At 61.7% G+C, this 25,835-nt stretch carries 25 protein-coding genes, 1 tRNA gene and 1 pseudogene; 6 read left to right on the forward strand and 21 right to left on the reverse strand.

Annotated elements, in window-relative coordinates; all coding sequences use genetic code 11:
- Positions 1-87: 87 nt before the first annotated feature.
- Positions 88-1,164, reverse strand: coding sequence for a M48 family metallopeptidase (locus G410_RS15130; protein WP_156851812.1), 1,077 nt, complete (start codon positions 1,162-1,164; stop codon positions 88-90).
- Positions 1,165-1,236: 72 nt separating this feature from the next.
- Entirely contained in the window at positions 1,237-1,896 is a 660-nt protein-coding gene (locus tag G410_RS0101090) for a LysE family translocator (protein WP_084488836.1), read from the reverse strand.
- A 66-nt stretch (positions 1,897-1,962) separates the two neighbouring features.
- Between G410_RS0101090 and G410_RS0101095 the strand changes: the two genes are divergently transcribed.
- Positions 1,963-2,463, forward strand: a complete 501-nt coding sequence (locus G410_RS0101095) for a hypothetical protein (protein ID WP_033317223.1) — start codon at positions 1,963-1,965, stop codon at positions 2,461-2,463.
- A gap of 86 nt (positions 2,464-2,549) precedes the next feature.
- Here the strand turns inward: G410_RS0101095 and rpoC are convergent, their stop codons facing one another.
- Both rpoC and rpoB read right to left on the reverse strand, forming a co-directional pair.
- Positions 2,550-6,800 (reverse strand): DNA-directed RNA polymerase subunit beta', encoded by a 4,251-nt coding sequence (gene rpoC, locus G410_RS0101100; protein WP_022671815.1) that lies wholly within the window; start codon positions 6,798-6,800, stop codon positions 2,550-2,552.
- An 82-nt stretch (positions 6,801-6,882) separates the two neighbouring features.
- Complete coding sequence (rpoB, locus tag G410_RS0101105; RefSeq protein ID WP_022671816.1) at positions 6,883-11,061, reverse strand: DNA-directed RNA polymerase subunit beta; 4,179 nt, start codon at positions 11,059-11,061, stop codon at positions 6,883-6,885.
- A gap of 287 nt (positions 11,062-11,348) precedes the next feature.
- On the opposite strand from rpoB, the gene G410_RS0101110 reads away from it, so the two are divergent.
- Positions 11,349-11,573: a DUF3072 domain-containing protein gene (locus G410_RS0101110; RefSeq protein WP_022671817.1), complete on the forward strand. Its 225-nt coding sequence runs from the start codon at positions 11,349-11,351 to the stop codon at positions 11,571-11,573.
- Between the two features lie 93 nt (positions 11,574-11,666).
- Here G410_RS0101110 and G410_RS0101115 read toward each other — a convergent pair whose 3' ends face one another.
- Genes G410_RS0101115 through G410_RS0101130 form a run of 4 tightly spaced genes read right to left on the reverse strand, consistent with a single transcriptional unit; the run spans position 11,667 to position 15,289 of the window.
- Positions 11,667-12,713 carry an ATP-grasp domain-containing protein gene (locus tag G410_RS0101115; RefSeq protein WP_022671818.1) on the reverse strand — a complete coding sequence of 349 codons (1,047 nt, stop codon included), beginning with the start codon at positions 12,711-12,713 and terminating at the stop codon, positions 11,667-11,669.
- Positions 12,710-13,894 (reverse strand): tyrosine/phenylalanine carboxypeptidase domain-containing protein, encoded by a 1,185-nt coding sequence (locus G410_RS0101120; protein WP_022671819.1) that lies wholly within the window; start codon positions 13,892-13,894, stop codon positions 12,710-12,712. The genes G410_RS0101115 and G410_RS0101120 overlap by 4 nt, the downstream gene beginning before the upstream one ends.
- Positions 13,891-14,712, reverse strand: a complete 822-nt coding sequence (locus G410_RS0101125; RefSeq protein WP_022671820.1) for an N-formylglutamate amidohydrolase — start codon at positions 14,710-14,712, stop codon at positions 13,891-13,893. The genes G410_RS0101120 and G410_RS0101125 overlap by 4 nt, the downstream gene beginning before the upstream one ends.
- A 37-nt stretch (positions 14,713-14,749) precedes the next feature.
- Positions 14,750-15,289: an adenine phosphoribosyltransferase gene (locus tag G410_RS0101130; RefSeq protein ID WP_022671821.1), complete on the reverse strand. Its 540-nt coding sequence runs from the start codon at positions 15,287-15,289 to the stop codon at positions 14,750-14,752.
- Between the two features lie 183 nt (positions 15,290-15,472).
- On the opposite strand from G410_RS0101130, the gene G410_RS18360 reads away from it, so the two are divergent.
- On the forward strand, positions 15,473-15,598 hold the full coding sequence (locus G410_RS18360; protein WP_281163326.1) for a hypothetical protein: 126 nt from the start codon (positions 15,473-15,475) through the stop codon (positions 15,596-15,598).
- Positions 15,599-15,787: 189 nt separating this feature from the next.
- Here G410_RS18360 and rplL read toward each other — a convergent pair whose 3' ends face one another.
- The 3 genes from rplL to G410_RS0101155 form a co-directional block, all read right to left on the reverse strand.
- Positions 15,788-16,165 carry a 50S ribosomal protein L7/L12 gene (rplL, locus tag G410_RS0101145; protein ID WP_022671824.1) on the reverse strand — a complete coding sequence of 126 codons (378 nt, stop codon included), beginning with the start codon at positions 16,163-16,165 and terminating at the stop codon, positions 15,788-15,790.
- 74 nt (positions 16,166-16,239) lie between these two features.
- Positions 16,240-16,755: a 50S ribosomal protein L10 gene (gene rplJ / locus G410_RS0101150; protein ID WP_028970911.1), complete on the reverse strand. Its 516-nt coding sequence runs from the start codon at positions 16,753-16,755 to the stop codon at positions 16,240-16,242.
- Between the two features lie 527 nt (positions 16,756-17,282).
- Positions 17,283-17,585: an alkylphosphonate utilization protein gene (locus G410_RS0101155; protein ID WP_028970912.1), complete on the reverse strand. Its 303-nt coding sequence runs from the start codon at positions 17,583-17,585 to the stop codon at positions 17,283-17,285.
- 252 nt (positions 17,586-17,837) lie between these two features.
- Here G410_RS0101155 and G410_RS15135 point away from each other — a divergent pair, with 252 nt between their 5' ends.
- Complete coding sequence (locus G410_RS15135; RefSeq protein ID WP_245559276.1) at positions 17,838-18,692, forward strand: bacteriorhodopsin; 855 nt, start codon at positions 17,838-17,840, stop codon at positions 18,690-18,692.
- Positions 18,693-18,700: 8 nt separating this feature from the next.
- Positions 18,701-19,555 carry a Brp/Blh family beta-carotene 15,15'-dioxygenase gene (locus tag G410_RS0101170; protein WP_022671828.1) on the forward strand — a complete coding sequence of 285 codons (855 nt, stop codon included), beginning with the start codon at positions 18,701-18,703 and terminating at the stop codon, positions 19,553-19,555.
- Positions 19,556-19,655: 100 nt separating this feature from the next.
- Here G410_RS0101170 and rplA read toward each other — a convergent pair whose 3' ends face one another.
- The 5 genes from rplA to G410_RS0101195 all read right to left on the reverse strand — a co-directional run bounded on the left by rplA (position 19,656) and on the right by G410_RS0101195 (position 21,976).
- On the reverse strand, positions 19,656-20,354 hold the full coding sequence (rplA, locus tag G410_RS0101175) for a 50S ribosomal protein L1 (RefSeq protein WP_022671829.1): 699 nt from the start codon (positions 20,352-20,354) through the stop codon (positions 19,656-19,658).
- 4 nt (positions 20,355-20,358) lie between these two features.
- The gene (gene rplK, locus G410_RS0101180; RefSeq protein ID WP_022671830.1) at positions 20,359-20,790 is read right to left on the reverse strand and encodes a 50S ribosomal protein L11; all 432 of its coding nucleotides are present in this window, start codon (positions 20,788-20,790) and stop codon (positions 20,359-20,361) included.
- Between the two features lie 146 nt (positions 20,791-20,936).
- A complete protein-coding gene (gene nusG / locus G410_RS0101185) occupies positions 20,937-21,470 on the reverse strand; it encodes a transcription termination/antitermination protein NusG (protein WP_022671831.1) in 534 nt (177 codons plus the stop codon).
- Between the two features lie 22 nt (positions 21,471-21,492).
- Entirely contained in the window at positions 21,493-21,690 is a 198-nt protein-coding gene (secE, locus tag G410_RS0101190) for a preprotein translocase subunit SecE (RefSeq protein ID WP_022671832.1), read from the reverse strand.
- Positions 21,691-21,900: 210 nt separating this feature from the next.
- A tRNA-Trp gene (locus G410_RS0101195) sits at positions 21,901-21,976 on the reverse strand.
- A gap of 105 nt (positions 21,977-22,081) precedes the next feature.
- Between G410_RS0101195 and aat the strand changes: the two genes are divergently transcribed.
- Entirely contained in the window at positions 22,082-22,858 is a 777-nt protein-coding gene (aat, locus tag G410_RS0101200) for a leucyl/phenylalanyl-tRNA--protein transferase (RefSeq protein ID WP_022671833.1), read from the forward strand.
- Positions 22,859-22,893: 35 nt separating this feature from the next.
- Here the strand turns inward: aat and G410_RS18420 are convergent.
- The 5 genes and pseudogenes from G410_RS18420 to G410_RS0101225 form a co-directional block, all read right to left on the reverse strand.
- Positions 22,894-23,316, reverse strand: a pseudogene (locus G410_RS18420) (DUF2155 domain-containing protein); the annotation flags it as partial.
- Positions 23,313-23,711: an NADH:ubiquinone oxidoreductase subunit NDUFA12 gene (locus G410_RS0101210; RefSeq protein ID WP_022671835.1), complete on the reverse strand. Its 399-nt coding sequence runs from the start codon at positions 23,709-23,711 to the stop codon at positions 23,313-23,315. The gene G410_RS0101210 and the pseudogene G410_RS18420, both read right to left, overlap by 4 nt.
- Positions 23,712-23,842: 131 nt before the next feature.
- On the reverse strand, positions 23,843-24,361 hold the full coding sequence (locus tag G410_RS0101215; RefSeq protein ID WP_022671836.1) for a DUF192 domain-containing protein: 519 nt from the start codon (positions 24,359-24,361) through the stop codon (positions 23,843-23,845).
- A complete protein-coding gene (locus tag G410_RS15140; RefSeq protein WP_022671837.1) occupies positions 24,361-24,918 on the reverse strand; it encodes a cold shock domain-containing protein in 558 nt (185 codons plus the stop codon). Before G410_RS15140 ends, G410_RS0101215 begins: the two co-directional genes overlap by 1 nt.
- A 343-nt stretch (positions 24,919-25,261) precedes the next feature.
- A complete protein-coding gene (locus G410_RS0101225) occupies positions 25,262-25,813 on the reverse strand; it encodes a regulatory protein RecX (RefSeq protein WP_245559277.1) in 552 nt (183 codons plus the stop codon).
- Positions 25,814-25,835: the final 22 nt, after the last annotated feature.

Here is a 25,835-nt window from a genome sequence, read left to right on the forward strand (position 1 = left end):
TCTCCAATGCGGAAAAACCTGTTGCCACCAAGATGGGAAGGATCGCGCCGCAGGCAAGTCCGGGGAAGCTGGCTCCGTGTCTGAACGTCAATCGAGTGGCGGCAGGGGCGCGCGCAGGATTGGCGGTACCAACACACCGTTGCGGCGGTCTGCCGCCATCGCGGCGGCCATCTCCTCGCGCAGCTGGCGCACGCGGTTCTTCCACCGATAGTGCGTGCTATCGGAAAAAATGCCGAGGCCATGTTCCTTGCCGAAGCGGGTCCAGAAGCGCACCGCGTCTTCCGGATCATAACCAGCGTTCAGCATGAGCCACACTGACAGCCGATCGGCCTCTTCTTCGGTCGCCTTGATCCGCCCGGCACTTTTACCAAACAACCGGCCGATGCCGCGATCAACGCCTGCAGCGTCCAGTCGCTCGCGGTGACGCAGGATATTATGGGCCAATTCATGCGCAACCACGGCCACAAGCTGCCCGTCGTCCGCGGGCAGAGTGGAACCCTGGTCCGCTTCTCCGTTGTCCAGCGCATATTGTACCAGCGGCAGATTGACGCTGACCATCCGGCCATCGGCGCCCGCATCCAGTCCGTCCTCAATCCGGATCTGATAGCTGGTGGCACAGGTCGGCAGAGGCGTCACATCTTTCACGAGCGTCGAACCCTGGCGTAGAAACTCCATAGTGACGGGACTGCCATCCTTGGACATGGAAGCCAGCTTTTCGCCGATACGCCGGATACGCGCATAGGGATCGTCCGCAGCGTTGCTGCCAAGCGCCTCGATGTCGACGCGGGGGGTGTCATCGAGCGCGACGAACGCATCGCCAACCTGGATGCCGGCAAGATCGGCCGGGCTTTTCGGCACTACTGCCGCCACCTCAATCGGCGTTTCGAACGCGAAGACGCCGGATATGGCGGACCGATCAGTATATTGGTCGATATCATGCCATTGCAGCCCCGTCGCGGCTGCCCGTTGATCGCACAGCGGCGCATTGGCGGTGCCTAGACTATAACCGATCGCCGCGAGTTGCCCATCGAGCGCCTGGAGGGCGCGATAGGGAGAATCGGTTGCCTCTGCCAACCCTGTCTCCGCTGTCGGCTTTTGCGCCTGCACGGCGGTTGTTGCTGGCAGCATGGTAACGGCAAGAAGGGCTAAGAGGATATAACGCATGATTGCTGCTTTATCGCCTTCCGGCTGAACCTGCGACATCGCAATGGTGATCGACCGGCCTGGCTGGATGCGTCAGAGCGGATTGACCGTCTGGCTGTTGGCCCATGCCATGATCAGCGCCACCATTATCATCGCACCGCCGGACAGGCGTTGCAGCAATTTGGTCCAGTCGCGCTCCAGCGCGAAGCGATTGGCCCCGGCGGCAAGCAAGGCGTAGGTGCCCATTCCGATACTTTCGGTCACCAACGTGATGCCGGCCAGCATCATGATCTGGGGCAGGATGGGAAAATGCGGATCGATGAACTGGGGCACGAACGCGGCATAGAAGATCAGCGCCTTGGGATTGGCCATGTGCACTGCCAGGCCATCGAGGAAGCCATGCCGAAAGTCGCCGCGCCGCGCCATGGCTTTTCCAGCCTGGCCGTTGCGCCGCCATATTCGGATGCCCATCACCAGCAGGTACAGCACGCCGGCCCAGCGCAGTAGCGCATAAGCATTGGGGGCCGCTGCGATGAGGGCCATCAGCCCGATTGCACTCAGCCCATACCAGATAAAATTGCCGGTATGGATGCCGGCCACGGGCCCAAGCCCGGCGCGCAGACCGCCGCCCAGAACATGGCCGATCGTCACCATCGTCGCCGGCCCGGGCGTGAGGCAAAAGACCAGATCGGTCAGGAAGAACAGGATCAGCCGGTCGCTATACAAATGATGCCCCCCCCTTTCGCCGCTCATCGCACGGCGTTATGCCGCCCGCCATCTTGTCAGGCCGCGTATCGGCCCCGCTTAAAAGGCACCTTCATGACCCCAGAACGCAAGGCAATGATCGCCAGCGCCGCCATCCTCGTCTTCGGCGGCGTGGGCTATTGGGCGAACGGCATGATCTATTCCAGCGCCGAAGCGATGGACATGATCGAGACCTTGCGCGATTCTGCCTTGTATCTCGGCAGCGCGATGGCGACCAGCTCGGGCACCACGCTGGCGCTGATGCTGACGCTGGTGGGCTTCATCCAGCGGCTCGACACCAGTTTCAGCCACGGCGTCTACAAGCGGATCGGCTATATCGCGTTGTTCTCCACCTTCTCTCTGGCCGGATCGGTCGTCCTGCTGCTGGTGCTGACCCTGCCGATCGGCGAGTTCGATAAGCTGCCTTCGCAATGGTATCCTATTCTATACACCGTCATTTATTCGCTCGTCATCGTACTGTCGGCGCTGCTGGTTGGCACGGTGACTTTGGTGTTCGGCACCGTCATGCTGCTGATCAACAGTCTGCGGCCCGAAGCGGAAAATACAGACGACTGAAGCTGTTCGGACCATGTGAGACCGATCACGAAAAAGGCCCGCCGGATCGCTCCGACGGGCCTTTTTCTATGGAATACTGAAAATGCTTATTCCGGTGCGGGGCCTTCGCCCGCGCTATCGGTCACGACCTCGCCCAGCGGTTCGCTGGTGGCTTCGGCCGCTGCGGCATCCTGCTTCAACTCCGCCTCATGCTCTTCAGCAGCGGTCTGGGCAGCGATCAGCTCTTCCTGGATCTTGCGCTGCTGGGCCCGAAGCGCGGTATCGCGGCTGGTGGCCGCGATGCGCACCCGGTTCATCGCCGCGCCGGTACCGGCAGGGATGAGACGGCCCACGATCACATTTTCCTTCAGACCGGTCAGTACGTCCTTCTTGCCCTCGACCGCGGCCTGCGTGAGCACGCGCGTGGTTTCCTGGAAAGAGGCCGCCGAGATGAACGAGCGGGTCTGGAGCGAAGCCTTGGTGATGCCCAGCAGAACCGGCTTGCCTTCGGCCTTGGTCTTGCTGCGCGTCAGCTTGGAATTGATCGCATCCATTTCCTCACGATCGACCTGTTCGCCCGGCAGGAGGGTCGTGTCGCCGCCATTGGTAATCTCAACCTTCTGCAGCATCTGACGAACGATCGTCTCGATGTGCTTGTCGTTGATCTTCACGCCCTGCAGTCGATAGACTTCCTGAATTTCGGCAACCAGGAACTCGGCCAGCGCTTCGACGCCCATGACTTCCAGAATATCGTGCGGGTTCGGAGAACCGCCGATCAGATTGTCGCCCTTGCGGACGAAATCGCCTTCCTGAACGTCGAGCACCTTGGTCTTGGGGATCAGGTACTCGACTGGATCGCCCTCTTCCGGAACGATAGCAATCTTGCGCTTGGCCTTGTAGTCGCGAACGAATTCGACCTTGCCCGAGATCTTGGCGATGATCGACACATCCTTGGGGATGCGTGCTTCGAACAGCTCGGCCACCCGCGGCAGACCGCCGGTGATGTCGCGCGTCTTGGCAGCTTCGCGGCTGATACGAGCCAGAACATCGCCTGCCTCGACCTGCTGACCGTCTTCGACGGAAAGCATGGTGCCGGGGCCGAGCAGATATTTCGCGGCTTCACCGGAATCGTCGTCCAGCAGCGTTAGACGAGGACGCAAGTCCTCCTTCTTGGCGCGGCCGACTTCGCGATATTCGATGACAACGCGCTGGGCGATGCCGGTGGCTTCGTCCGTCTGCTCGGCAAGCGTCTTGTTGTCGACCAGATCCTGGAACTTCACCGTACCCGGCTTTTCCGTGATCACCGGTTGGGTGAACGGATCCCACTGGGCCAGCTTGTCGCCGGGCTTCACCTTGTCGCCCTGATCGACATCCAGCACCGTACCATATGCGATGCGGTGGACGGCCAGTTCGCGGCCTTCCTTGTCCACGATCACCAGTTCGCCGGTACGGCTCATCGCCAGGCGGCGATTGCGCTTGTCGACGATGGTCGGCAGATCGCGCAGTTCGATCGTGCCTTCATGGCTGGCTTCGAGGTTGGACTGCTCGTTGAGCTGCGCCGCGCCGCCGATGTGGAACGTCCGCATCGTCAGCTGGGTGCCGGGCTCACCGATCGACTGGGCAGCGATAACGCCGACCGCTTCGCCGATGTTGACAGGCGTACCGCGGGCCAGATCGCGGCCATAGCATTTGCCGCACACGCCGACCTTGGATTCGCAAACCAGCGGGCTGCGGATCTTGAGCGACTGCATGCCCATTTCTTCCAGCTTGGCGACGGCATATTCGTCCAGCATGGTGCCGGTCTTGTAGAGCACCTTGCCATCCTCGACGATATCCTCACCGATGGTACGGCCCAGCACGCGCTCACCGAGCGACGCGATGGTCGAACCGCCCTGGATGATCGAGCGCATTTCGAGCAGACGCTCGGTGCCGCAATCTTCCTCGACGATGGTGCAGTCCTGCGACACATCGACCAGACGGCGGGTCAGATAACCCGAGTTTGCCGTCTTGAGCGCGGTGTCGGCCAGACCCTTGCGGGCGCCGTGGGTGGAGTTGAAATACTCCAGAACCGTCAGGCCTTCCTTGAAGTTCGAGATGATCGGCGTCTCGATGATCTCGCCCGACGGCTTGGCCATCAGGCCGCGCATACCGGCCAGCTGCTTCATCTGCGCCGGGCTACCACGGGCACCGGAGTGGCTCATCATGTAGATGGCGTTCACTTCGGCTTCGCGGCCATTCTCGTCCTTCGGCGTCGCTTTCAGCTTTTCCATCATGGCGTTGGCCACCTGGTCGCCGCAACGGCTCCAGCAGTCGATTACCTTGTTGTACTTTTCCTGCTGCGTGATCAGGCCGTCCTGATACTGCTGCTCATAGTCCGCCACGGTGGCCCGCGCGTCCTCGACCAACTGGATCTTCTCTTCGGGAATGATCATGTCGTCCTTGCCGAACGAGATGCCGGCCTTGAACGCGTTGCGGAAGCCCAGCGTCATGATGGCATCGGCAAACAGCACCGTGTCCTTCTGACCGGTGTGACGATAGACCTGATCGATCACGTCGCCGATTTCCTTCTTCGTGAGAAGACGGTTCACCAGATCGAACGGCACCTTGTGGCTCTGCGGCAGGCACTCGGCCAGCAGCATGCGCCCGGGCGTCGTGTCGACGCGCATCATGTAGGGCTTGCCCTTCTCATCGGTCTGCGGGACGCGGCTGGTGATCTTCGAGTGGAGCGTGACCGCACCCACTTCGAGCGCCTGATGCACCTCTGCGATATCGCTGAGCAGCATGCCCTCACCGGGCTCGCCCTCACGGTCCATCGACAGATAATAGAGGCCCAGGATCATATCCTGCGACGGCACGATGATCGGCTTGCCGTTGGCGGGCGAGAGGATGTTGTTGGTGGACATCATCAGCACGCGCGCTTCCAGCTGCGCCTCGAGGCTCAGCGGAACATGGACGGCCATCTGATCGCCATCGAAATCGGCGTTGAAGGCCGAGCAGACGAGCGGGTGCAGCTGAATGGCCTTGCCCTCGATCAGCACGGGCTCGAACGCCTGGATGCCGAGACGATGGAGCGTCGGTGCGCGGTTGAGCATCACGGGATGCTCGCGGATCACCTCGTCCAGAATGTCCCAGACTTCCTTGCGCTCCTTCTCGACCCACTTTTTGGCCTGCTTCAGGGTCATGGAGAGACCCTTGGCATCCAGACGGGCATAGATGAACGGCTTGAACAGCTCGAGCGCCATCTTCTTCGGCAGGCCGCACTGGTGCAGCTTCAGTTCCGGACCGGTCACGATGACCGAACGACCGGAATAGTCGACGCGCTTGCCCAGAAGGTTCTGGCGGAAGCGGCCCTGCTTACCCTTGAGCATGTCGGACAGCGACTTCAGCGGACGCTTGTTGGCGCCCGTGATCGTGCGACCACGACGGCCATTGTCGAACAATGCGTCGACCGATTCCTGCAACATGCGCTTCTCGTTACGCACGATGATGTCCGGCGCGCGCAGCTCGATGAGCCGCTTCAGGCGGTTGTTGCGGTTGATCACGCGGCGATAGAGATCGTTGAGATCGGACGTCGCAAAACGGCCACCGTCCAGCGGCACCAGCGGGCGCAGTTCCGGTGGAATGACTGGCACGACTTCCAGAATCATCCACTCCGGGCGATTGCCCGAACCGATGAAGCTTTCGACGACCTTCAGTCGCTTGATGATCTTCTTGGGCTTGAGCGTGGATTTGGTCGTCTCCAGCTCTTCCATCAGATCGTCGCGTTCCTGCTCCAGATCGAGATCCATGAGCATGATCTTGACCGCTTCGGCACCGATGCCGGCGGAGAAGGCGTCCTCGCCATATTCGTCCTGCGCTTCGAGCAGCTCGTCCTCGGTCAGCAGCTGGAATTTCTCCAGCGCGGTGAGGCCCGGCTCGATAACGACGTAATTCTCGAAATACAGGATCCGCTCGAGCTGCTTCAGCTGCATGTCGAGCAGCAGGCCGATGCGCGAGGGCAGGGACTTCAGGAACCAGATATGCGCAACCGGCGCGGCCAGTTCGATATGGCCCATCCGCTCACGACGCACCTTGGTCACGGTGACCTCGACGCCGCACTTCTCGCAGACGATGCCCTTATATTTCATGCGCTTGTACTTGCCGCACAGGCACTCATAATCCTTCACCGGACCGAAGATGCGCGCGCAGAACAGGCCGTCACGCTCGGGCTTGAACGTGCGATAGTTGATGGTTTCCGGCTTCTTGATCTCGCCGAAGGACCAGCTGCGGATGCGCTCCGGGCTCGCGAGACCGATCTGGATCTCGTCGAACGTTTCGGGCTTGGCGACCGGATTGTTGAATTTGCTCAGTTCGTTCATGTGCTGTCCTCGTTGGGCTTTTGGCCCATTCAAATTCTTTCAGGGTCGGTGGGAAGGGCGGCCATCACAGCCGCCCCGACCCTTATTCTGCCGCCTGCGGCAGTGCGTCCGGTCCTTCACCGTCTTCGCCGACCACATCGTGCGAATGCAGATCGACGTTGAGACCCAGCGAGCGCATTTCCTTCACGAGCACGTTGAAGCTCTCCGGAATGCCCGCCTCGAAGGTGTCGTCGCCCTTGACGATCGCCTCATAGACCTTGGTACGGCCGATCACGTCATCCGACTTCACCGTCAGCATTTCCTGCAGGGTGTAGGCGGCGCCGTAAGCCTGGAGCGCCCAGACCTCCATCTCACCGAACCGCTGACCACCGAACTGCGCCTTACCACCCAGCGGCTGCTGCGTGACGAGCGAGTAGGGGCCGATCGACCGGGCGTGGATCTTGTCGTCCACAAGGTGATGCAGCTTCAGCATATAGATGTAGCCGACGGTGACCTTGCGGTGGAAGCGATCCCCCGTGCGGCCGTCGAACAGCGTGACCTGACCCGAGGTGTCGAGCCCGGCGCGGGCCAGCATCTCGGACACATCCGCCTCACGCGCACCATCGAACACCGGGGTGCCCATGGGAACGCCGAAGGTGGTGTGTTCGGCCAGATCGATGATCTCCGCATCGGTCCGTTCGGCAATCTCGTCGGCATATTCCTTGCCGTAGCTGATCGCCAGACGCTCGCGTACGGCTTCGGGCGGCGCAGCGGCCTCCGGATTGGGATTGGCGTGGCGCCATTCCTCGAGGGCCTGCGAGATCTGCTGACCCATGCCGCGTGCGGCCCAGCCCAGATGCGTCTCGAAGATCTGACCCACGTTCATACGGCTCGGCACACCCAGCGGGTTGAGCACGATATCGGCATGCGTGCCGTCTTCCAGGAACGGCATGTCCTCGATCGGCAGGATGCGCGAAATCACACCCTTGTTGCCGTGACGACCGGCCATCTTGTCGCCCGGCTGCAGCTTGCGCTTCACCGCCACGAACACCTTGACCATCTTGAGCACGCCGGGAGCGAGCTCATCGCCGCGCTCCAGCTTCTCGCGCCGATCTTCGAACTTCTCGACGATCAGCTTGACCGCCTGGTCATACTGCGCCTTCACCGCTTCCAGATCGGACTGGGTCTTGTCATCGGCAACGGCGAATTTCCACCATTCGTGACGCTCGGTCTCTTCCAGCAGCTCTTCGGTCAGTTCGCTGCCCTTCTTCACGCCCTTCGGCGCTGCCGTGGCCGTCTGGCCGATCAGCATTTCGCGCAGACGGTTGTACGTCGCACGGTTCAGAATGGCGCGCTCGTCTTCACGGTCTTTGGCGAGGCGTTCGATTTCCTCACGCTCGATAGCCAGGGCACGTTCGTCCTTGTCGATGCCGTGACGGTTGAACACGCGCACTTCGACCACCGTACCGGCAACGCCGGGCGGCAGACGCAGCGAGGTGTCGCGTACGTCGGAGGCCTTCTCACCGAAGATGGCGCGCAGAAGCTTCTCTTCCGGCGTCATCGGGCTTTCGCCCTTCGGCGTGATCTTGCCTGCCAGGATATCACCCGGATGCACTTCGGCACCGATATAGACGATGCCCGCTTCGTCGAGGTTGCGCAGCGCTTCCTCGCCGACATTCGGGATATCGCGGGTGATGTCTTCCGGCCCGAGCTTGGTGTCGCGGGCCATCACCTCGAACTCTTCGATATGGATCGACGTGAACACGTCATCCTTCACGATGCGTTCGGAGATGAGGATGGAATCCTCATAGTTATAGCCGTTCCAGGGCATGAAGGCGACCAGGCTGTTCTTGCCCAGCGCCAGCTCGCCCAGCTCGGTCGAGGGACCGTCGGCAATGATATCGCCGGTGGCGATATGCTCGCCCACCTTCACCAGCGGACGCTGGTTGATGCAGGTGTTCTGGTTCGAACGCTGGAACTTCTGCAGACGGTAGATGTCGACGCCGGACTGGCCGGGCTCGACTTCGCCCGTCACGCGGATAACGATACGCGTTGCATCCACCTGATCGACGATGCCGGCGCGCTTGGCGCCGATCGCGGCACCCGAATCGCGTGCCACGGTGCCTTCCATACCGGTGCCGACCAGCGGCGCCTCGGCACGCACCAGCGGCACGGCTTGACGTTGCATGTTCGCACCCATCAGTGCGCGGTTGGCGTCATCATTTTCCAGGAACGGAATGAGCGACGCGCCGACCGAAACCAGCTGCTTGGGGCTGACGTCCATCAGCGTGATCATGTCGCGCTGCGCCATCAGGAACTCGCCGGCCTGACGGCTGGAGACGATTTCCTCGACGAATGAACCGTCGGCCGTCAGCTCGGCATTGGCCTGCGCCACCGTGTGCTTCTGCTCTTCCATGGCGGAGAGATAGACCACATCGTCGGTGACCTTATTGTCGATCACCTTGCGATACGGCGTTTCGATAAAGCCATATTTATTGACGCGGCTGAACGAGGCGAGGCTGTTGATCAGGCCGATGTTCGGGCCTTCCGGCGTCTCGATCGGGCAGATACGGCCATAATGGGTCGGGTGAACGTCGCGGACTTCGAAGCCAGCCCTTTCACGGGTAAGACCGCCCGGCCCAAGCGCCGACACGCGGCGCTTGTGGGTGACTTCGCTCAATGGATTGGTCTGATCCATGAACTGCGACAGCTGCGAGGAGCCGAAGAATTCACGCACGGCGGCCACGGCGGGCTTGGCGTTGATCAGATCGTTCGGCATCACGGTGGAGACATCGACGGAGCTCATGCGCTCCTTCACGGCGCGCTCCATGCGCAGCAGACCGACGCGATACTGGTTTTCCAGCAGTTCGCCGACCGAGCGCACGCGGCGGTTGCCGAGATTGTCGATATCGTCGATTTCGCCCTTGCCGTCCTTCAGGTTCACCAGTTCGGTGATGACCGCTAGAATGTCTTCATTGCGCAGCGTGGTCACCGTATCTTCGGCATCCAGATCGAGGCGCATGTTCAGCTTCACACGGCCAACCGCGGACAGATCGTAACGCTCGCTGTCGAAGAACAGGCCTTCGAACAATGCGTCGGCGGTCTCGCGGGTCGGCGGTTCGCCAGGGCGCATGACGCGGTAGATCGCGTCCAGGCCCATGTCGCGGTCCTCGGCCTTGTCGGCCTTCAGCGTGTTGCGCATCCAGGCGCCGGTCGTGACATGATCGATGTCCAGAAGCTCGAGCTTCTTGATCTTGGCATCGTCCAGCTTTTCCAGATTCTCGGCGGTAACTTCGTCACCTGCCTCGATATAGATTTCGCCGGTCTTCTCGTTGATCAGATCATAGGCGCTGTAACGGCCGAAGATTTCCTCGGTCGGGATTAGCAGCGTGTTGAGGCCATCGCTTTGCGCCTTCTTTGCAGCGCGCGGCGTGATTTTCTGGCCGGCTGCGAACACGACTTCGCCGGACTTGGAATCCACGATGTCGAACGTCGGCTTCTGGCCGCGCCAGTTTTCGGCCACGAATGGAATGTTCCAGCCGTCCTTGGCACGCTCGAACAATACGCGGTCATAGAAATGGTCGAGGATCTGCTCGTCGTCCATGCCGAGCGCATAAAGCAGCGTGGTCACCGGCAGCTTGCGCTTGCGGTCGATACGCACATTGACGATGTCCTTGGCATCGAACTCGAAATCGAGCCACGAACCACGGTACGGAATCACACGGGCGGCAAACAGGAACTTGCCGGAGGAGTGCGTCTTGCCACGATCATGATCGAACAGCACGCCGGGGCTGCGGTGCATCTGCGAAACGATGACGCGCTCGGTGCCGTTGATGAAGAAGGTGCCGTTCGACGTCATGAGCGGCATATCGCCCATATACACGTCCTGCTCCTTGATATCGAGCACGGAGCGGGCTTCGGTGTCCGGATCCACCTCGAACACGATGAGGCGCAGCGTCACCTTCATCGGCGCGGCATAGGTAATTCCGCGCTGGCGGCATTCCTCGACGTCGAACTTGGGCGGCTCCAGCTCATAATGCACGAAATCAAGCTCGGACGTGCCGGCGAAATCGCGGATCGGGAATACGCTGCGCAGCGTCTTCTCCAGACCCGACACATAATCGATCGACGGATCAGACCGCAGGAACTGCTCATAGCTCTCACGCTGCACCTCGATGAGGTTCGGCATCTGGATGACTTCGTGAATATCGCCGAAGATCTTCCGGATGCGCTTCTTGCGCGTGGGGATGTCGACGACGGTGTCGGGGAGCTTGGTTGCCATGAGTGATTGTGCCTCGTTGAGCCGCTGAATCTAAATCGCTGGCGCCGTGGGAACCGAATGCGCGAAAAGCCGCAAGGCGTGCTCCCCTGAAGGAGGCCTGCAGCTTTGTCATACGCATCGGTAAAACCGGCCGATCAATCCTTGAGAACGCTGCGCGACGGCGACCTCTTCCCGAACGGGCGGTTGTGTTGGATATAGGGCAGCGGGGTCCGGCGGTCAAGGCAGGGGCGGAACCAATTCCATCACGCCGGGTTATCGAGAACAAACCGGCAACGAAAGGCTGTGCCATGACCGACCATATCGATAATCCCAAACTCGCCGATAACCCTGATGACAATGCCGAAAAAGATCCGGAAAACTGGACCACCGGTGATGAACCGATGACCGGCGCCCAGAAAAGCTACCTCAACACGCTGTGCGAGGAAGCCAAAGTGGAACTGCCCGAAAAGGGCATGACCAAGGCGGAAGCGTCGATCCGTATCGATGAGTTGAAGAGCCAGCTGAACAAATAGGCGTTGAGCACTACGTAAAGAAGCCGCCGCTCGGAAATTTCCTGAGCGGCGGCTTCTTTCATTCCTAATTTCGCCGAATGAGCTCTGACTTGGTTAAATTACCGCCAGCTGCCGGTTGGTCAGCTTGCCGCCATATTGCTTCTGCAGCCGCACCTTGCGAGCCAGATCGTCGATGATGACGCTGGAAAAATCCACCTCGGTAAGGTCCTCGATATAATTGAGGCCGCCAGGGGTATCGACATTCACCTCCATCATCTTGCCGCCAACAATGTCGAGCCCGGCCAGATACATGCCGTCGTCGATCAGCTTTGGGCCAACAATCTCGGCGACGCGCAGCATTTCCTCGGTCGGCTCCACCATTTTCACGCCGCCACCGGCAGAGATATTGGAACGCATATCATCCGTCTGCGAAAAGCGGTGCATGGTCGCATAGCAATTATCGACCTTGAGCGGCCGGCCATTGAGGGTGAGCATGCGGATGTCGCCATCGGCGGCGCCGGGCAGATATTCCTGCACGATGGCATAGCCGTCGCGGGTAACCGCTTCGATGATCTGGTTGAGATTGGCCTTGTTGTTCTCATCGATGATGAAAACCCCGGTGCCGCCCGATCCCTGCAACGGCTTGATCACGCCCTTGCCGCCATGGGCTTCGATGAAATTTTTCACCTCATCCTCATGGCGCGTGATGCAGGTGGCGGCCCGCACGTCTTCCGGAAAGTTCTGGAAATAGGTCTTGTTGACGGCGTCCGTCAGATTTTCCGGATCGTTCAGCACGATCGTGCCGTTTTTCGCCGCGACCTGCGCAAACAGCAACCCGGCCGGCGGTGCCCAGTCCCGCTCGCCAAGTTCTTCGGCAGGATCGGACCGCAGCATCAGGATGTCATAATCCCCGATGCAGATGCGCTGCTTTGTGTTTTCGGCATCGTGGAGATGCGCCAGATAGGTCTTGTCGCTCTTGAACTTCTTTTGCTGACCCACCGTCGCCATGGCGCAGATCGACCCTTCGGCATCATAAATGAAGTCGCCCAGGCCGATCAACGCCACCTCATGGCCCAGGGCGCTGGCTTTGCGGGCCAGCCGGATGGTGGTGTAATTGTCCTGCTCGGTTTCGACACGATTGACGGCAAATGCGATTTTCATAACTCGGGACTCTCTTGGTACAGTTGCGTGATGTCGAGCGAGCGAACCCGGTCGAGGCGTTTCATGGCATCGAGATCGTCGAGATAGCGCGGCAACAGATCCGGCTTGAGGAGCATGCCGTCGTCGATCAGCTTTTCCAGCGTATGCAACTGCTTCAGCGCGAACTTGCCGATGAACAGGATCTCGAAGTCGCCATCGCTGGCGAGATAATCCATCACTTCCATGATGCCGCGTAGATAGACCGCATCCTTTGTCAGGCCGCCGCCTCGCTTTGCGCGCAGAGCAGTGTGGAAGGACGCATGCTCGCCCAATTTATAATCTTCGTAGAGCACGGCGAATATGTCTGCCATGGGGGCGTCGGTCACCGCCATATGAGCGGCCTCCACGCGGGCCGCGAGTTCGCGCAGCCGCGCTGCCGGCAGATAGCCACAAAGATATTCGGACAGGACGGCCAGACCTTCCTGCATCCGATCATAGTCCGCCAGGCCGCATTCCAGCACCTTGAGCGGTTGCAGGCGGCCATTATGCCGCGTCACGCTGTGCGTGCCTATTTCATGCGCCAGCAAGGGCAAGATACGCGCGCTTTCCACCTCGTAATCGCAGGCGACGTGCAGATCGCCCTGTACGGTGACGAGCTGCGTACCGGGGTTGGGGTTCTTGACCGCCTTGTAACGGAAATCGTCACTGCGTTCGCGATAGGCCGCCATTTCCTCTTCCGCGCAGCGCATGACAGCACTGCAGTCCGCATCGCGCGGGCCAGCGTCGATCATCGGCACCGTATCGCGGATGTTACGCGCCGCTTCCAACAGCCCGGGCGCGACATTGCCGAACAGATCGAGGCTGGTGAGCACGAAACCGGGTTGGTCGCGAAAGCGGATCAGCTCGATCTGGCGATCCAGCTCGCGCTGTTTTTCGATCAGCAAGGCTTCGAACATGGGACTGTCGAAATCGTGGAAATGCAGCGACAAGAGATCGCGCCGCATCTCTGTCAGATTGTCGGGGAGCGGGCCATATTGGAACGGCGGCGCTTTCTTGAAGCCGCTGTCCCGGAAATCGGTCCAGATCTGTTCGATATTGGTCGGGGTAAGCCGTCCAAGCCAGTCGATCTCATCTTCCAGCTGGTCCAGCTTCTCATCGATCCGCAAGGTCTGCGGGTGCAGTGTGATGGTTTGATCGGTCATGCCGCCACCTGCTGCAATGCCCGGCGTGCACCTTCCACTGCAAGGAGCAGGCCCTGGCGCAAATGCTGCAAGGCGAAAATATCCGCCTCCTCGCTCCATTCATCCATGAAGATCTTTTTATATTCCAGCGTCATGACGCAGGCCTTGTCCCCATAGATCGAATGCAGCCATTCGGGAAAGTTGCCGCCGTCCTCCCATCGAACATTGATGCCCACAGAGGGCGCCTGGCCATTCACCGGAACACTGCGCAACGTCTCGGCAAAATCCCTCAGAAGATCGCCGTACACCGCCTTATCCAGTGTGGTCGCGCCGACATCGATGTCGGGGTTTTTGTCGGCGGGGGCAGGGTCGCCATCCGGCCCGTTGCGTTTGAAATTATAGCTATGAATGTCGAGCAGCAAAATACGCCCATGTTCGGCGATCTTGTCGCCGCACAGCTGCTTCATGGCGGCGTAAAATCGATCATGGATGGCGCGGCTCTGCTCCACCTGTTCGTCGGGCAGCGCATCATCCCAGATCCGCAGATCCCAGGTCTTGCTGGGATCCCGCGTAATGCAGATATCGCGCGGTCTGTTCAGATCGCATTCGAAGCGGGAAATGTTGGCACGAACGCTCGTATCGGCCACGCTGAGGAAATAATCGGTGAGCGGGTCCTCCTCGCGCAGCCGACCTTTGTCTTCGATGGCCAGCCAGGGCTTGAGCGAATCGCGAATGCGATGCCCGCTGTGGATAGCGGTGGCGATGATGGGGCCCTGGCCGTCCTGGACCTGCCAGTCGGCCCCATCGGCGGTGATTATATCGGGAGAGTAACGGTTCATGCCCCACCAATGGGCGGGCGCGCGATTGGTTCAGTCCCTAGTCCCCGGCAAAGGCCATCAGGTGCCGCGGCGTCACATCTGCCGTGCGCAGTAGCGCTTCACCGCCAAGATCCGGCAGGTCGATCACGAACAGCGCGGTATCCACCACGGCGCCTGCACCCCGCAGCAGTTCGACCGCCGCCATGGCCGTGCCGCCTGTGGCTATCAGATCGTCGACCAGCAATATGCGCTGGCCCGGGCGGATGGCGTCGTCATGCATCTCGATCCGGTCGGTGCCATATTCCAGGGTGTAGTCCACGCCCACGCGGCTGCCCGGCAGTTTGCCCGGTTTGCGCAGCATCACCTTGCCCAGCCGCAGCACATAGGACAGCGCCGACGCGATAATGAAACCGCGCGCTTCCAGTCCTGCAATCAGATCATATTCTTTACCCTCTACCAGCGCGGCCATGCGGTCGATCGTGGTTCTGAAGCCCTCCCCATCGAGCAACAGGGTGGAGATATCCCGGAACATGATGCCCGGCTTGGGGTGATCGGGAATGGTACGCACCAGCGCAGCGAGATCGGCATTGTCCGTCATGGGGCGGCTCCGAGGGGGCAGGGGAAGGGATGCCGGGAACTGCCGTGGCCGGGCCAGCGATGTCAAGCCGGGCAAGTACCTGGCTTCGCCCGCCGCCCTGCGTAGCGCGGCCTAGGCGCGGCCTGAGCGCCACCGATTGCCAATATAGCGCAAGGATGATAAGGCGCAGCCATGGAGAAAGTCATGACTAGAATCAGTCTGATTGCGTTGTCGATTCTCGCACTCGCGACAGCGGGTTGTGCGGAGAAGTCCGAAGTGGCGGCGAAGGACGACAAGCCGGTCTATACGATCCCGGTGCCGCTCGCCTGAGCATTGGCTGACATCATTATCTCTACGCAGGGCGGTACCGCAGGGTGCCGCCTTTTTTGTGGTGATGGATGGTCATGCCGGATCTGCGCCGTCTGGCGCGCATCGCCAATTTGATCGTCACACGCAAAAAGGGCGCCTCCGCTGGAGACGCCCTTTCGCGTAATATCATCCGGCCGGAGCCGGTGTGAATTACTTCAGCTCGACGGTGCCGCCAGCTGCTTCGATCTTTGCCTTGATCTCTTCGGCTTCTGCCTTGGCAACGCCTTCCTTGATCGGCTTCGGCGCGCCTTCGACGAGGGCCTTGGCATCGGTGAGGCCCATCTGCGTGATCGCACGGACTTCCTTGATGACCTGGATCTTCTTGCCACCGTCGCCGGTGAGGATCACGTCGAATTCGGTCTGCTCTTCAGCAGCAGCGGCATCGCCGCCACCAGCGGCCGGACCGGCAACCGCAACGGCTGCGGCAGCGGAAACGCCCCACTTCTCTTCCAGCGCCTTGGAAAGCTCAGCGGCTTCCAGGACGGTGAGTTCGCTCAGCTGGTCAACGAGCTTTTCGATGTCTGCCATGATATATTGCTCCGTTTTCTAATAGTCTTGGCCGCTGCCGATCAGGCAAGGCGGCCTTGGTTCAGTGAATGGTCTTAAGCCGCTTCTTTTTCGCCATAGGCGTGGAAGACGCGGGCCAGCTTGGCCGAAGGCTCCTTGACGACGCGGGCGATCTTGGTCGCCGGTGCCTGGATGAGCCCGATAAGGGTCCCACGCAGTTCGTCGAGCGAAGGCATGGACGCCAACGCCTTGATGCCGTCCGCATCGAGCAGGGTGCTGCCCATCGCACCGCCGACAATTTCCAACTTGTCGTTGGTCTTGGCGAAGTCGATCGCAACCTTGGCGGCGGCGACCGGATCGGTGGATGTGGCGAGCGCCGTCGGCCCCGTCAGCAGATCGCTGAGCGGCGCGTAGTCGGTCCCGTCGAGGGCGATACGGGCAAGGCGATTCTTGGCGACCTTGTAGCTGGCGCCGGCATCACGCATCTGCGAGCGCAGATCGGTGGACGCTGCCACCGTGAGCCCCAGATTACGCGTGACCACGACAACCGCGGCGTCCTGGAAGGTGCTGTTCAGCTCTTCCACGGCTTGCGATTTCTCAGCACGGTTCATGCTTTTCTCCTTGTCCGTGGAGAAGAGGGCCGGGGCCATCCGCTCCACATGCGAAAATCGAACAGGGCAGCAAGCCGCCCGGTCCGGTGGTATTGTCCGTGGGGAAAAGTCATGGCCCCGTGCGCATATCATGCCAACGGAGCGGGGATGGGCGAAGGGCCGATCCCGGTGCATTTCATTTGTCCCCGTCTAGGCTGGCGAAGTTTAAGAGGGCCAAAGCCCTCACCGGCTGTCTCGGACGGTGAGCAACCGGCAAGCCGGTCAGTCGAGGCGGGGCAATAGCGGCTGGGCTGGCAAAGTCAAGCCGCCAGGCGGGCCCGCTGCGCGGGATATGGTGCCCGATCCTTGCGCAAAGTTGACAAAGTGAACACGATTCCCTTGCCGGCGCACGCAAGCGCATTGCCCGCGTACGCACGAAAATTTCCTACATGGCCGCTCCAGCGCCCATGGCGCTGGCATGGCCTGCCATCGCAACCGCGCCGCCCGGCACCCGCGCACGCTGGGCACAGCGCGCCGCGCCATGCAGCCTAGCGTTTCTTGACGAATTCCGCCCGCAGGACGAGGCCCTTGATGCCCGGATATTTGCAATCGATCTCCTGCGCGTCGCCGGTCAGGCGGATGCTCTTGATCACCGTGCCCTGCTTCAGCGTCTGGCCCGCGCCCTTGACGTCCAGATCCTTGATCAGCGTGACCTGGTCCCCGTCGCTCAGCAGATTGCCGACCGCATCGCGCACCGGCGTCGTCGCATCGGCCGCCTGTTTGGCCGCCAGTTCGGAGGCCGGCATCCACTCGCCGCTGTCCTCATCATAGACATAGTCTTCATCGGCCATCGTGTGCTGTCCATTGCGCCTTATGGGAAAGTCCACGCCATGGCAGACGCAGGCGGCGGCGTGAAGGCGCTCCATTCAGCATTCCCTCCATGCTCGCGCCCGATCGCCAGAGGCGCGTCACACAAATGCTAATCTCGTTTCGGGCAGTGAACCTTTCCGTTCATCCGTGGTTACAGAACGTCAAAACCAAAAACGTGCCGTCAGTGCCCCGTGCCGTTTTGATATGGAATGCATCGGACAGGGAACATATCGATGGAAGATCTAGTAACGAACCTACCCAATCTCGTCAGCCTGACGGATGGGCAATGGACCATGGGATCGCTGATCCTGATGGTCAGCTACGGCGCGCATTTCGCCTTCATCATCTATTTTATCATGACCAGTCTGCAGCTGGCACCGCGGTACCGGGTGGTGGCGGTTCTTTCCGCCGTCGTCATGGCATCGGCGGGCATGAGCCTGTTGCGCGAATGGTCCATGTGGTCGGACACGTTTGAATTCGTCGCGGCAACCGGCCTCTGGGAGCCGGCAACGGGCGGACAGACCTTCTCCAACGCCTATCGCTATGGCAACTGGACGATCACCGTACCGCTTCTGCTGATCCAGCTTCCGATCGCGCTGGGACTGGCCCGTGGACAGCTGCACAAGCGCAGCCTGCGCATGATCGTACCGGCCTTGCTGATGATCTGGACCGGCCTGTACGGCCAGTTTGGCGAAGCCAATGATTTCGCGCAGCTCAATATCTGGGGCGTGATTTCCTCGCTGTTCTTCTTCTGGCTGATTTTCGAAGTGTGGGGCGTGGTCAAGCTCGGCAAGACCGAAACGCCGGCAGATCTGAAGCCCTGGGCAGGCAACCTGTTCTGGTACTTCCTGGTGACCTGGGGCATCTACCCCATCGCCTATGCGCTGCCCCAGCTCGGTCAGGACGGCAATGTGGTGGTTGCGCAGCAGCTGCTCTTCTCCATCGCCGATATCTCGACCAAGCTGATCTACGGCGTGATCCTGAGCCGCTTCTGCCTGCGTCGTTCCGCCATTGAAGGCTATGAGCCTGCGGTGCTGGCGCTGGATACGACGGGCGCCGGTTCGTCCATGGCCAGCCGGGTCGAGTAAGGACCGGAATGCAGATCGGCTTGCCCATGTCGATTGCGCGCGCCGTGCCCGGTGCACGGCGCGCGTCCTCTTTCCGGGGCGTTGTGCGGCTGGATATCCTGGTCGCCGGCGGGCTGGCCGTCCTGGCCTTGCTTGTTACCCATCTGGCGCCGACGGCCGTCTGGCCGCTCACCGCACTGTTGTTTCTGCTCGGTGCACCACATGGCGGCGTCATGCTGAAAAACGGCGTGGCGAGATTGCCCAGCGCCGGTTTCATTGTCTTGTATCTTGCGGTCGCCGCCATCGTGCTGGGGCTGTTTGTCGCTAGCCCTCTAGCCGGTCTGGCAGCCTTTTTCCTGCTGTCGGCCTGGCATTTTTCCCGCGCGGAGGCTGTCGCCGGGCTCGGTATTTTCGCGACTTTTGCAGCCTTCCTGCTGTCCCCCCCGCAGACCCATGCCCTGATCGTGGATATCGCAGGCGCTGGGCGGGCGACCGACCTGATGCTGCTGGCGGGCGAACTGGGTGCCGTCGCGGGATTCATCGCGGTGGCCCGGGCCCTGTGGACAAAGCCGGATGGCGATCTCCTGTTGCGGTTCGCGGCGGTGGTGATCCTGTTTGCGTTGTTGCCGCCGCTGCTGGCGATGGCGATCTATTTCTTCGCGCTGCACAGCCTGGCCGAATATCGCGCGCATGCCGGGCCGAAGCCTGAGCGCGCGGCGCTGCTGTTTCTGCCGGTCGGCGTGCCGGTGGTGATCGGCGGGGCAGCGCTGTATCTGGCGACGCTCATCGGCCTTGTGTCCGTGCCGCTGATGGCCGGGCTCGCGCTCGCGCTGGCTATCCCGCACATGCTGGATGAGGCGCTGAGGCCGCAACCGCAGGCCTGAAGGCGGTTCGCCGCCGCCATTCCTGCGCCGCGTTTTTTGACCGGCAATAAAAAACGCCGGGTGTCTCCACCCGGCCTCTTCATCATCGTAATTTGTGCGCTCAGGCGCCGGGTACGTCGGCCAAATCGACCTTCACGCCGGGGCCCATGCTGCTGCTGAGCGATACCTTACGCACATATTTGCCCTTGGCACCGGTCGGCTTGGCCTTGGCGATGGCATCCGTGAACGCATCGAAATTCTTGCGGATTTCAGCCTCGGGGAAGCTGGACTTGCCCAGCGAACCGTGGATGATACCGGCCTTTTCGACGCGGAACTGCACCTGTCCGGCCTTGGCCGCCTTGACGGCGCCCTCGACATCGGGGGTGACGGTGCCCAGCTTCGGGTTCGGCATCAGGCCCTTGGGGCCCAGCACCTTACCGAGACGTCCGACAACGCCCATCATGTCCGGCGTGGCGATCACGCGGTCATAATCGAGATTGCCGTTCTGCATGTCTTCCATCAGATCTTCGGCACCAACCTTGTCGGCACCGGCGGCGGTGGCGGCTTCGGCCTTGTCGCCACGTGCGAACACGGCAACCTTCATCTCCTTGCCGGTACCGGCGGGGAGGGACACCATGCCGCGGACCATCTGGTCTGCGTGACGCGGGTCCACGCCCAGGTTCATCGCGACTTCGATCGACTCGTCGAACTTGGCCGTGGCCAGTTCCTTCACGAGCGTGATCGCCTCATCGATGCCATAGAGCTTCTCATGGTCGATCTTGCCCTCGAGGGCCTTCTGCTTCTTGGTCTGCTTTGCCATGATCTCAGCCTTCCACCACTTCGAGGCCCATCGACGTGGCCGAGCCCGCGATGATCTTCGTTGCTGCGTCGATGTCGTTCGCGTTCAGATCCTTCATCTTCGCTTCGGCGATTTCCGCCAGCTGCGACATCTTGATCTTGCCGATGAAGCCCTTGCCCGTCGTGCCGGAACCCTTTTTCAGGTTCGCGGCCTTCTTGATCAGATAGCTGGCCGGCGGCGTCTTGGTGATGAAGGTGAAGCTGCGATCCGCATAGACCGTGATCTTGGTCGGGATCGGCATGCCCTTCTCGAGCTCCTGCGTGGCGGCGTTGAACGCCTTGCAGAATTCCATGATGTTCACGCCGCGCTGACCCAGCGCAGGGCCGATCGGCGGGGAGGGATTGGCGGCGCCCGCGGGCACCTGCAGGTTGATATAACCTGTTACTTTCTTGGCCATGATGGCCTCCTTTCATTCTACCGGGCGCGGCTGCAGAGCCTTGCCCGATCAATTAAGCGGTCCAGCAGCCGTCCGAAAACAGCCTCCCGCGCGGACCCTCCGGAGGGGAGGGGTATCGTTCCGCGCCCGAAAGCGCGGAAGAATGCTTATTTCGCCAGTTCGACCTGTTCGAAGTCCAGCTCGACCGGCGTGGCGCGGCCGAAGATGGAGACCGACACCTTGACGCGGTTCTTCTCGAAATCGAGCTCTTCCACGGTGCCGTTGAAGCTGGCGAAGGGGCCGTCGAGCACCTTGACCTGATCGCCGATCTCGTAATCGACCGAGACCTGCTTCTTGGGCGCGTTGGCGGCTTCTTCCTTGGTGTTCAGGATGCGCGCGGCCTCGGCCTCGCTGATGGGCTGCGGCTTGGTCGCGCCCAGAAATCCGGTCACCTTGGGGGTGTTCTTGACGACGTGATAGACATCGTCGGTCATCTGCAGCTTGGCCAGCACATAGCCGGGGAAGAATTTGCGCTCCGACTGGATCTTCTTGCCGCGGCGCACTTCGGTCACGGTTTCGGTGGGCACTTCCACCGATTCGACCAGCTGCGACAGGCCAAGGCGCTCGGCCTCGGCAATGATGGCGTCACGCACCTTGTTCTCGAAACCGGAATAGGCGTGGATGATGTACCAGCGTTGCATGGGGTAGGGCGTTCCTTCTGGATCAGCTTGCGAGCGAGAGCAGGAAGCCGACGATGCCGTTGAAGATGGCATCGACGCTGGTGAAGAAGATCGCCAGGATGCTGGTCATGATCAGCACCATGATGGCGGTCTGCACCGTTTCCTGACGCGTGGGCCAGACGACCTTCGCCACCTCGGTACGCACCTGGCGGAAGAATTCTCCGGGATTGGTCTTGGCCATCGTATCACTTGCCTCTCGCGGCCCCGCTCGGAGCCTCAAAAAATCGTCGCGTCTTCCGGGTAAGCGGGATGGCTCCGGGACGCTGGGTCCGGGAGCGATATAGGCCCGCATGTCGGAAGAGCCAGTCCTTTAGCGTGCAGGACAGGTCATGGCAAGAGGGCCGGCGTGGGGATTCCTGCCATATCGCAGGATCGACGCAGAAGGGGGCGATGGCAGGAGTGGAGGGACTCGAACCCACGGCATTCGGTTTTGGAGACCGACGCTCTACCAGCTGAGCTACACTCCTATAAGGCACTCATCGCTTGAACGCGCGGCTTTAGCGGCGGTGTTGCACAAGAGCAAGAGCATGCATGCACTGGCGCGCAATCGGGCGGGCGCTATATAGGCGGCCATGCCGCTCGACCTCGATCTTCTCGTCATGGCTTATGCCAATGGCGTGTTCCCCATGTCCGACGCGCGCGACGATCCGGAGACCTTCTGGATCGAGCCGGAGCGGCGCGCGATCCTGCCGCTGGAGGGGCTGCGCCTGTCCAAGTCGCTGCGCAAGACGATCCGGCAGGACCGCTTCACGGTGACCAGCGACCGCGCGTTCGCGCAGGTGATCGCCACCTGCGCCGCGGCGGCGGACGACCGGCGCGATACCTGGATCAATGACGATATCGAGCAGGCGTTCGCCGCGCTGCACCGGCGCGGCCAGGCGCATAGCGTGGAATGCTGGCTGGATGGGGAGCTGGTCGGCGGGCTGTACGGCATGGCGCTGGGCCAGGCCTTTTTCGGCGAGAGCATGTTCAGCCGCGCGAGCGATGCCTCCAAGGTGGCGCTGGCCTGGCTGGTGGCACGATTGCGCGTGGGCGGCTTCGCGCTGCTCGATTGCCAGTTCATGACCGATCATCTGGCCAGCCTGGGCGCGGTGGAGATCAGCCAGGCGGCCTATCTGTCGCTGCTGATGCGCGCGGTGCCCGGCGGGGGCAGGCCGCGCGGCGATCAGATGGTGGCCGCGTCGTCATCGGCGGGGGCCACCTCGTCTGCGGGCGCTTCCTCCACCGTCGGGGACTGGTCCGCGCTGGACCGGCTGTTGGCGCCTGCGGGCGATTCGGTGCTCACGCCGTCCAGCGCTTCCTCCTCGCCCGGGAAGCTCATCCTGCAATCCTTGATCCAGACGTCGTAAAGACCGCTTTCGACCACATTGGCCGCCGGATGGTTCTGGAACAGCCAGCCGGAAAAAATCCGCTGGAACTGGTCCGGGCCGCTCTGGCCGCTGCGCTTGGCGTTGACGAACAATTGCACGAAGGCACCGGCATCGGCGTAGGTTTCCCACGGCGCGGTCTTCTCGCAGGCGCGTAAACGGACGACCGCCTGATTGCCGATGCGCACCGATTCGCCGGGTTTCAGTTCATAATCCTGGCTCTTGCCGTTGCGCTTGTTGAGAAAGCCGAGCACCGCGACCCGTTCGGCCATCGGCGTGCCGATGCCTTCGGTCACCGGAGTCACGGCATCGTCGTCCCGCGTGGCGGTGGTCTTGCCGGTCGGCTGGGCCTCGGGCATGTCGTCGCTGCCGCTGCAACCCCCCAGCAGCGTTGCGGCGCCCAGGGTCAGGCCAAGCGCCATGGCAAATGGCCGCATCATGCGTCGCCGGGCGTCCACGCCTCATAATCGCCGGTCGCACGGGCGCGGTGGCCGCCCTTTTCCAGCGCACCGGCCGGGCGATAGGCCCCGGCGGTTCCGGTGAGATTGCCGGTCGGCTCCTTTTCCCAGATGCGCGCGGGCGGCAGATAGCTCTCCGGCTCATCATCGAACGTGCCGTGCAGCCAGCCATGCCATTCGGGCGGCACCCGGCTGGCATCATTGGCACCGTTATAGATCACCCAGCGGCGTTCGGCCCGGTCTCGCTTGCCGGGCTCGCGAAAATAGACATTGCCCTGATGGTCCTCGCCAACGCGCGTGCCATGCCGTGCATTGTAGATTGCGGTGCCGATGGTGGCGCCGTTCCACCAGGTGAAGATCTTGCCGAGAATAGACATGGCAGCCCGATTAAGCCGCAGGCGCACTGTGCGCAATGGGCAATGCCGCAAACACCGGCGTCGCGGCAAGAAATGCCGGCGCCGTCCTGCCGGCAGCGCATCGATCGGCCAGCAGCCTATCCACCGGAACGTCAGCCGTCATTGGCCGCCCAGCGCACGTTGTCGCCGGGTATGATCCCTTTTTCCGCCGCCAGCCCGCCGCGCAGTTCCAGCACGGCGATCACCGGTTCGCCGGAGGCCAGCGGCGATTCGTCATAGGGAATGGCGTTGGCGGCAATGCTCTCGATCGTGCCGTCGCGCCGGATGAACAGCAGATCGAGCGGGATGACCGTGTTCTTCATCCAGAAGCTGGCAACGCGCTCGCGCGGGAAGGGAAACAGCATGCCGCGGTCATCGTCCAGCTCGGTCCGGAACATCAGGCCGCGGGCCTGCTCTTCGGGCGTTTCGGCCAGTTCGATCGTGAAGGGCAGCGTGCCGTCTGCGGTCTCGATGCACAGGCGGGTCTGCCGTAGCCCGGCATCGGAGGAATCCAGCACGCCCCCCGCGCGGCAGGCGGCACGGCCGGCCGAGCCGGTCTCGGCAGCCGGTTGCGACGAGCAGCCCGCAAGCGCCAGCGCTGCGGCGGCAAACAGACGGTAAGCGCGGCGCATCAGTCGAGCTGCCGGTGATCCTGCCTGACGGTGATGGCCATGGGGCCTTTCTTGCCCTCGCCAATCTGGATCATCATCCGATCCTCTGGCTCGACCGGGCCGAAGCCCGCATCGCGCAATGTTTCCATATGCACGAAGACGTCATCGTCCACCGCGGGCGATTCGAGGAAGCCATAGCCGCGCACCCGGCTGAACCATTTCACCGTGGCGGGGACGAATTCCTGATCGCTGTCGATGGCATGCAGATGGCGCGGCTGCGCGCGCGCCGGGGCCTGCACCAGCTCCTCGCAATTCTCGTCGAACTGCAGCAGCGTGACGACATGGCGGCCCTTTGCGCCATCGCGATATTCGCAGGTGACCGCGCAGCCTTCGGGAAGATCGCGGCGGCCCAGCGGCTCGATGGTGGAGCAGTGGATCAGGATATCCTCGCTGCCATCTTCCGGCAGCACAAAGCCAAAGCCACGGCGCCGGTCGAACCATTTGATTTCGCCGGCAATACGACGGTTGCCAGGAGCCGAGGCCTGGAAGCCATTATCATCTTCAGGCTGCATATCCATCGATCGCTGTCCTAGCGTCATGTCGCTCAGGCTCCCTTACCCTTCACCATATGGACCCGGATCCGTTCCAAAGCATATCGGCACCCGGGGTCATAGCCCTCCATGCAACGGATTTATATAACAAAGGATAACTATCACAGATTAATCATTTCGATCAATCAATATTGGAAAATTGAAACATAATAAGGGTTTGCCGGGATTTTTGCCGCAAAGGCGGCCATACAATCCATGTCTGCCCGCATACGCTTAGCGTCATCGGGAGGGCGTGGGCCGGAACACCAGGCGAGGAAGGCCGTAAAAAGGGGCTCCGGGCCAGGCGCGCATAGTTCGGTCGGGGCGGGTCCTAATGGTCTTCCTTTTCGGGTATCTCGCCCGGCGCTGCGTCTACAAAGGCGCGTGCCAGCGCAAAATCATGGCCCGCGCGCAGGAACGCCGCCAGTTGTTTGCGGCGCATGTCGGGATCGGCCTCAACGACCGCGAACGGGCCGACACGGCGTTTCCTGGCAAATTTGCCGGCGCTTTCAAAGGCGGCGTCGCGGGCCTGCGCCTCCGCATCGGCCCGGTCCGGTTCCTCGATCCCGGCGGCATAGAGCGCCTGGCCTACGCGGCGTGCGCCATAGCCGCGTGCCGTGAGCGCGCGCGATTTTGCTTCGGCAAAGGCCTGATCGTCGACATAGCCCAGGGCATCGAAGTGTGCGACCAGGGCTTCGATCTCGGGCGATCCCTCGCCATCCCAGCCGCGCTCGCGCAATTTGCGGCCCAGATACCGCGTCAGCTTGGCGCGCGTGGTGGCGTATCGGCCCACATAATGCACCGCAAGATCCCGCAGCCGCTCCTCGTCGAGCGGTTTGGGCACGCGCCGGGGCTTGTCAGACGGATGCAAATTGTTACGCACGCCACCTTCCTGCCATATGCGG

The organism is Novosphingopyxis baekryungensis DSM 16222, assembly GCF_000420305.1.
GTDB classification, from domain to species: Bacteria; Pseudomonadota; Alphaproteobacteria; order Sphingomonadales; family Sphingomonadaceae; genus Novosphingopyxis; species Novosphingopyxis baekryungensis.

Bases quoted from the DNA above. Each gene is read 5' to 3' on its own strand.
- G410_RS15130 (WP_156851812.1), bottom strand. From the start codon at position 1,164: ATGCGTTATATCCTCTTAGCCCTTCTTGCCGTTACCATGCTGCCAGCA.
- G410_RS0101090 (WP_084488836.1), bottom strand. From the start codon at position 1,896: ATGAGCGGCGAAAGGGGGGGGCATCATTTGTATAGCGACCGGCTGATC.
- G410_RS0101095 (WP_033317223.1), top strand. From the start codon at position 1,963: ATGACCCCAGAACGCAAGGCAATGATCGCCAGCGCCGCCATCCTCGTC.
- rpoC (WP_022671815.1), bottom strand. From the start codon at position 6,800: ATGAACGAACTGAGCAAATTCAACAATCCGGTCGCCAAGCCCGAAACG.
- rpoB (WP_022671816.1), bottom strand. From the start codon at position 11,061: ATGGCAACCAAGCTCCCCGACACCGTCGTCGACATCCCCACGCGCAAG.
- G410_RS0101110 (WP_022671817.1), top strand. From the start codon at position 11,349: ATGACCGACCATATCGATAATCCCAAACTCGCCGATAACCCTGATGAC.
- G410_RS0101115 (WP_022671818.1), bottom strand. From the start codon at position 12,713: ATGAAAATCGCATTTGCCGTCAATCGTGTCGAAACCGAGCAGGACAAT.
- G410_RS0101120 (WP_022671819.1), bottom strand. From the start codon at position 13,894: ATGACCGATCAAACCATCACACTGCACCCGCAGACCTTGCGGATCGAT.
- G410_RS0101125 (WP_022671820.1), bottom strand. From the start codon at position 14,712: ATGAACCGTTACTCTCCCGATATAATCACCGCCGATGGGGCCGACTGG.
- G410_RS0101130 (WP_022671821.1), bottom strand. From the start codon at position 15,289: ATGACGGACAATGCCGATCTCGCTGCGCTGGTGCGTACCATTCCCGAT.
- G410_RS18360 (WP_281163326.1), top strand. From the start codon at position 15,473: ATGACTAGAATCAGTCTGATTGCGTTGTCGATTCTCGCACTCGCGACA.
- rplL (WP_022671824.1), bottom strand. From the start codon at position 16,165: ATGGCAGACATCGAAAAGCTCGTTGACCAGCTGAGCGAACTCACCGTC.
- rplJ (WP_028970911.1), bottom strand. From the start codon at position 16,755: ATGAACCGTGCTGAGAAATCGCAAGCCGTGGAAGAGCTGAACAGCACC.
- G410_RS0101155 (WP_028970912.1), bottom strand. From the start codon at position 17,585: ATGGCCGATGAAGACTATGTCTATGATGAGGACAGCGGCGAGTGGATG.
- G410_RS15135 (WP_245559276.1), top strand. From the start codon at position 17,838: ATGGAAGATCTAGTAACGAACCTACCCAATCTCGTCAGCCTGACGGAT.
- G410_RS0101170 (WP_022671828.1), top strand. From the start codon at position 18,701: ATGCAGATCGGCTTGCCCATGTCGATTGCGCGCGCCGTGCCCGGTGCA.
- rplA (WP_022671829.1), bottom strand. From the start codon at position 20,354: ATGGCAAAGCAGACCAAGAAGCAGAAGGCCCTCGAGGGCAAGATCGAC.
- rplK (WP_022671830.1), bottom strand. From the start codon at position 20,790: ATGGCCAAGAAAGTAACAGGTTATATCAACCTGCAGGTGCCCGCGGGC.
- nusG (WP_022671831.1), bottom strand. From the start codon at position 21,470: ATGCAACGCTGGTACATCATCCACGCCTATTCCGGTTTCGAGAACAAG.
- secE (WP_022671832.1), bottom strand. From the start codon at position 21,690: ATGGCCAAGACCAATCCCGGAGAATTCTTCCGCCAGGTGCGTACCGAG.
- aat (WP_022671833.1), top strand. From the start codon at position 22,082: ATGCCGCTCGACCTCGATCTTCTCGTCATGGCTTATGCCAATGGCGTG.
- G410_RS0101210 (WP_022671835.1), bottom strand. From the start codon at position 23,711: ATGTCTATTCTCGGCAAGATCTTCACCTGGTGGAACGGCGCCACCATC.
- G410_RS0101215 (WP_022671836.1), bottom strand. From the start codon at position 24,361: ATGCGCCGCGCTTACCGTCTGTTTGCCGCCGCAGCGCTGGCGCTTGCG.
- G410_RS15140 (WP_022671837.1), bottom strand. From the start codon at position 24,918: ATGGATATGCAGCCTGAAGATGATAATGGCTTCCAGGCCTCGGCTCCT.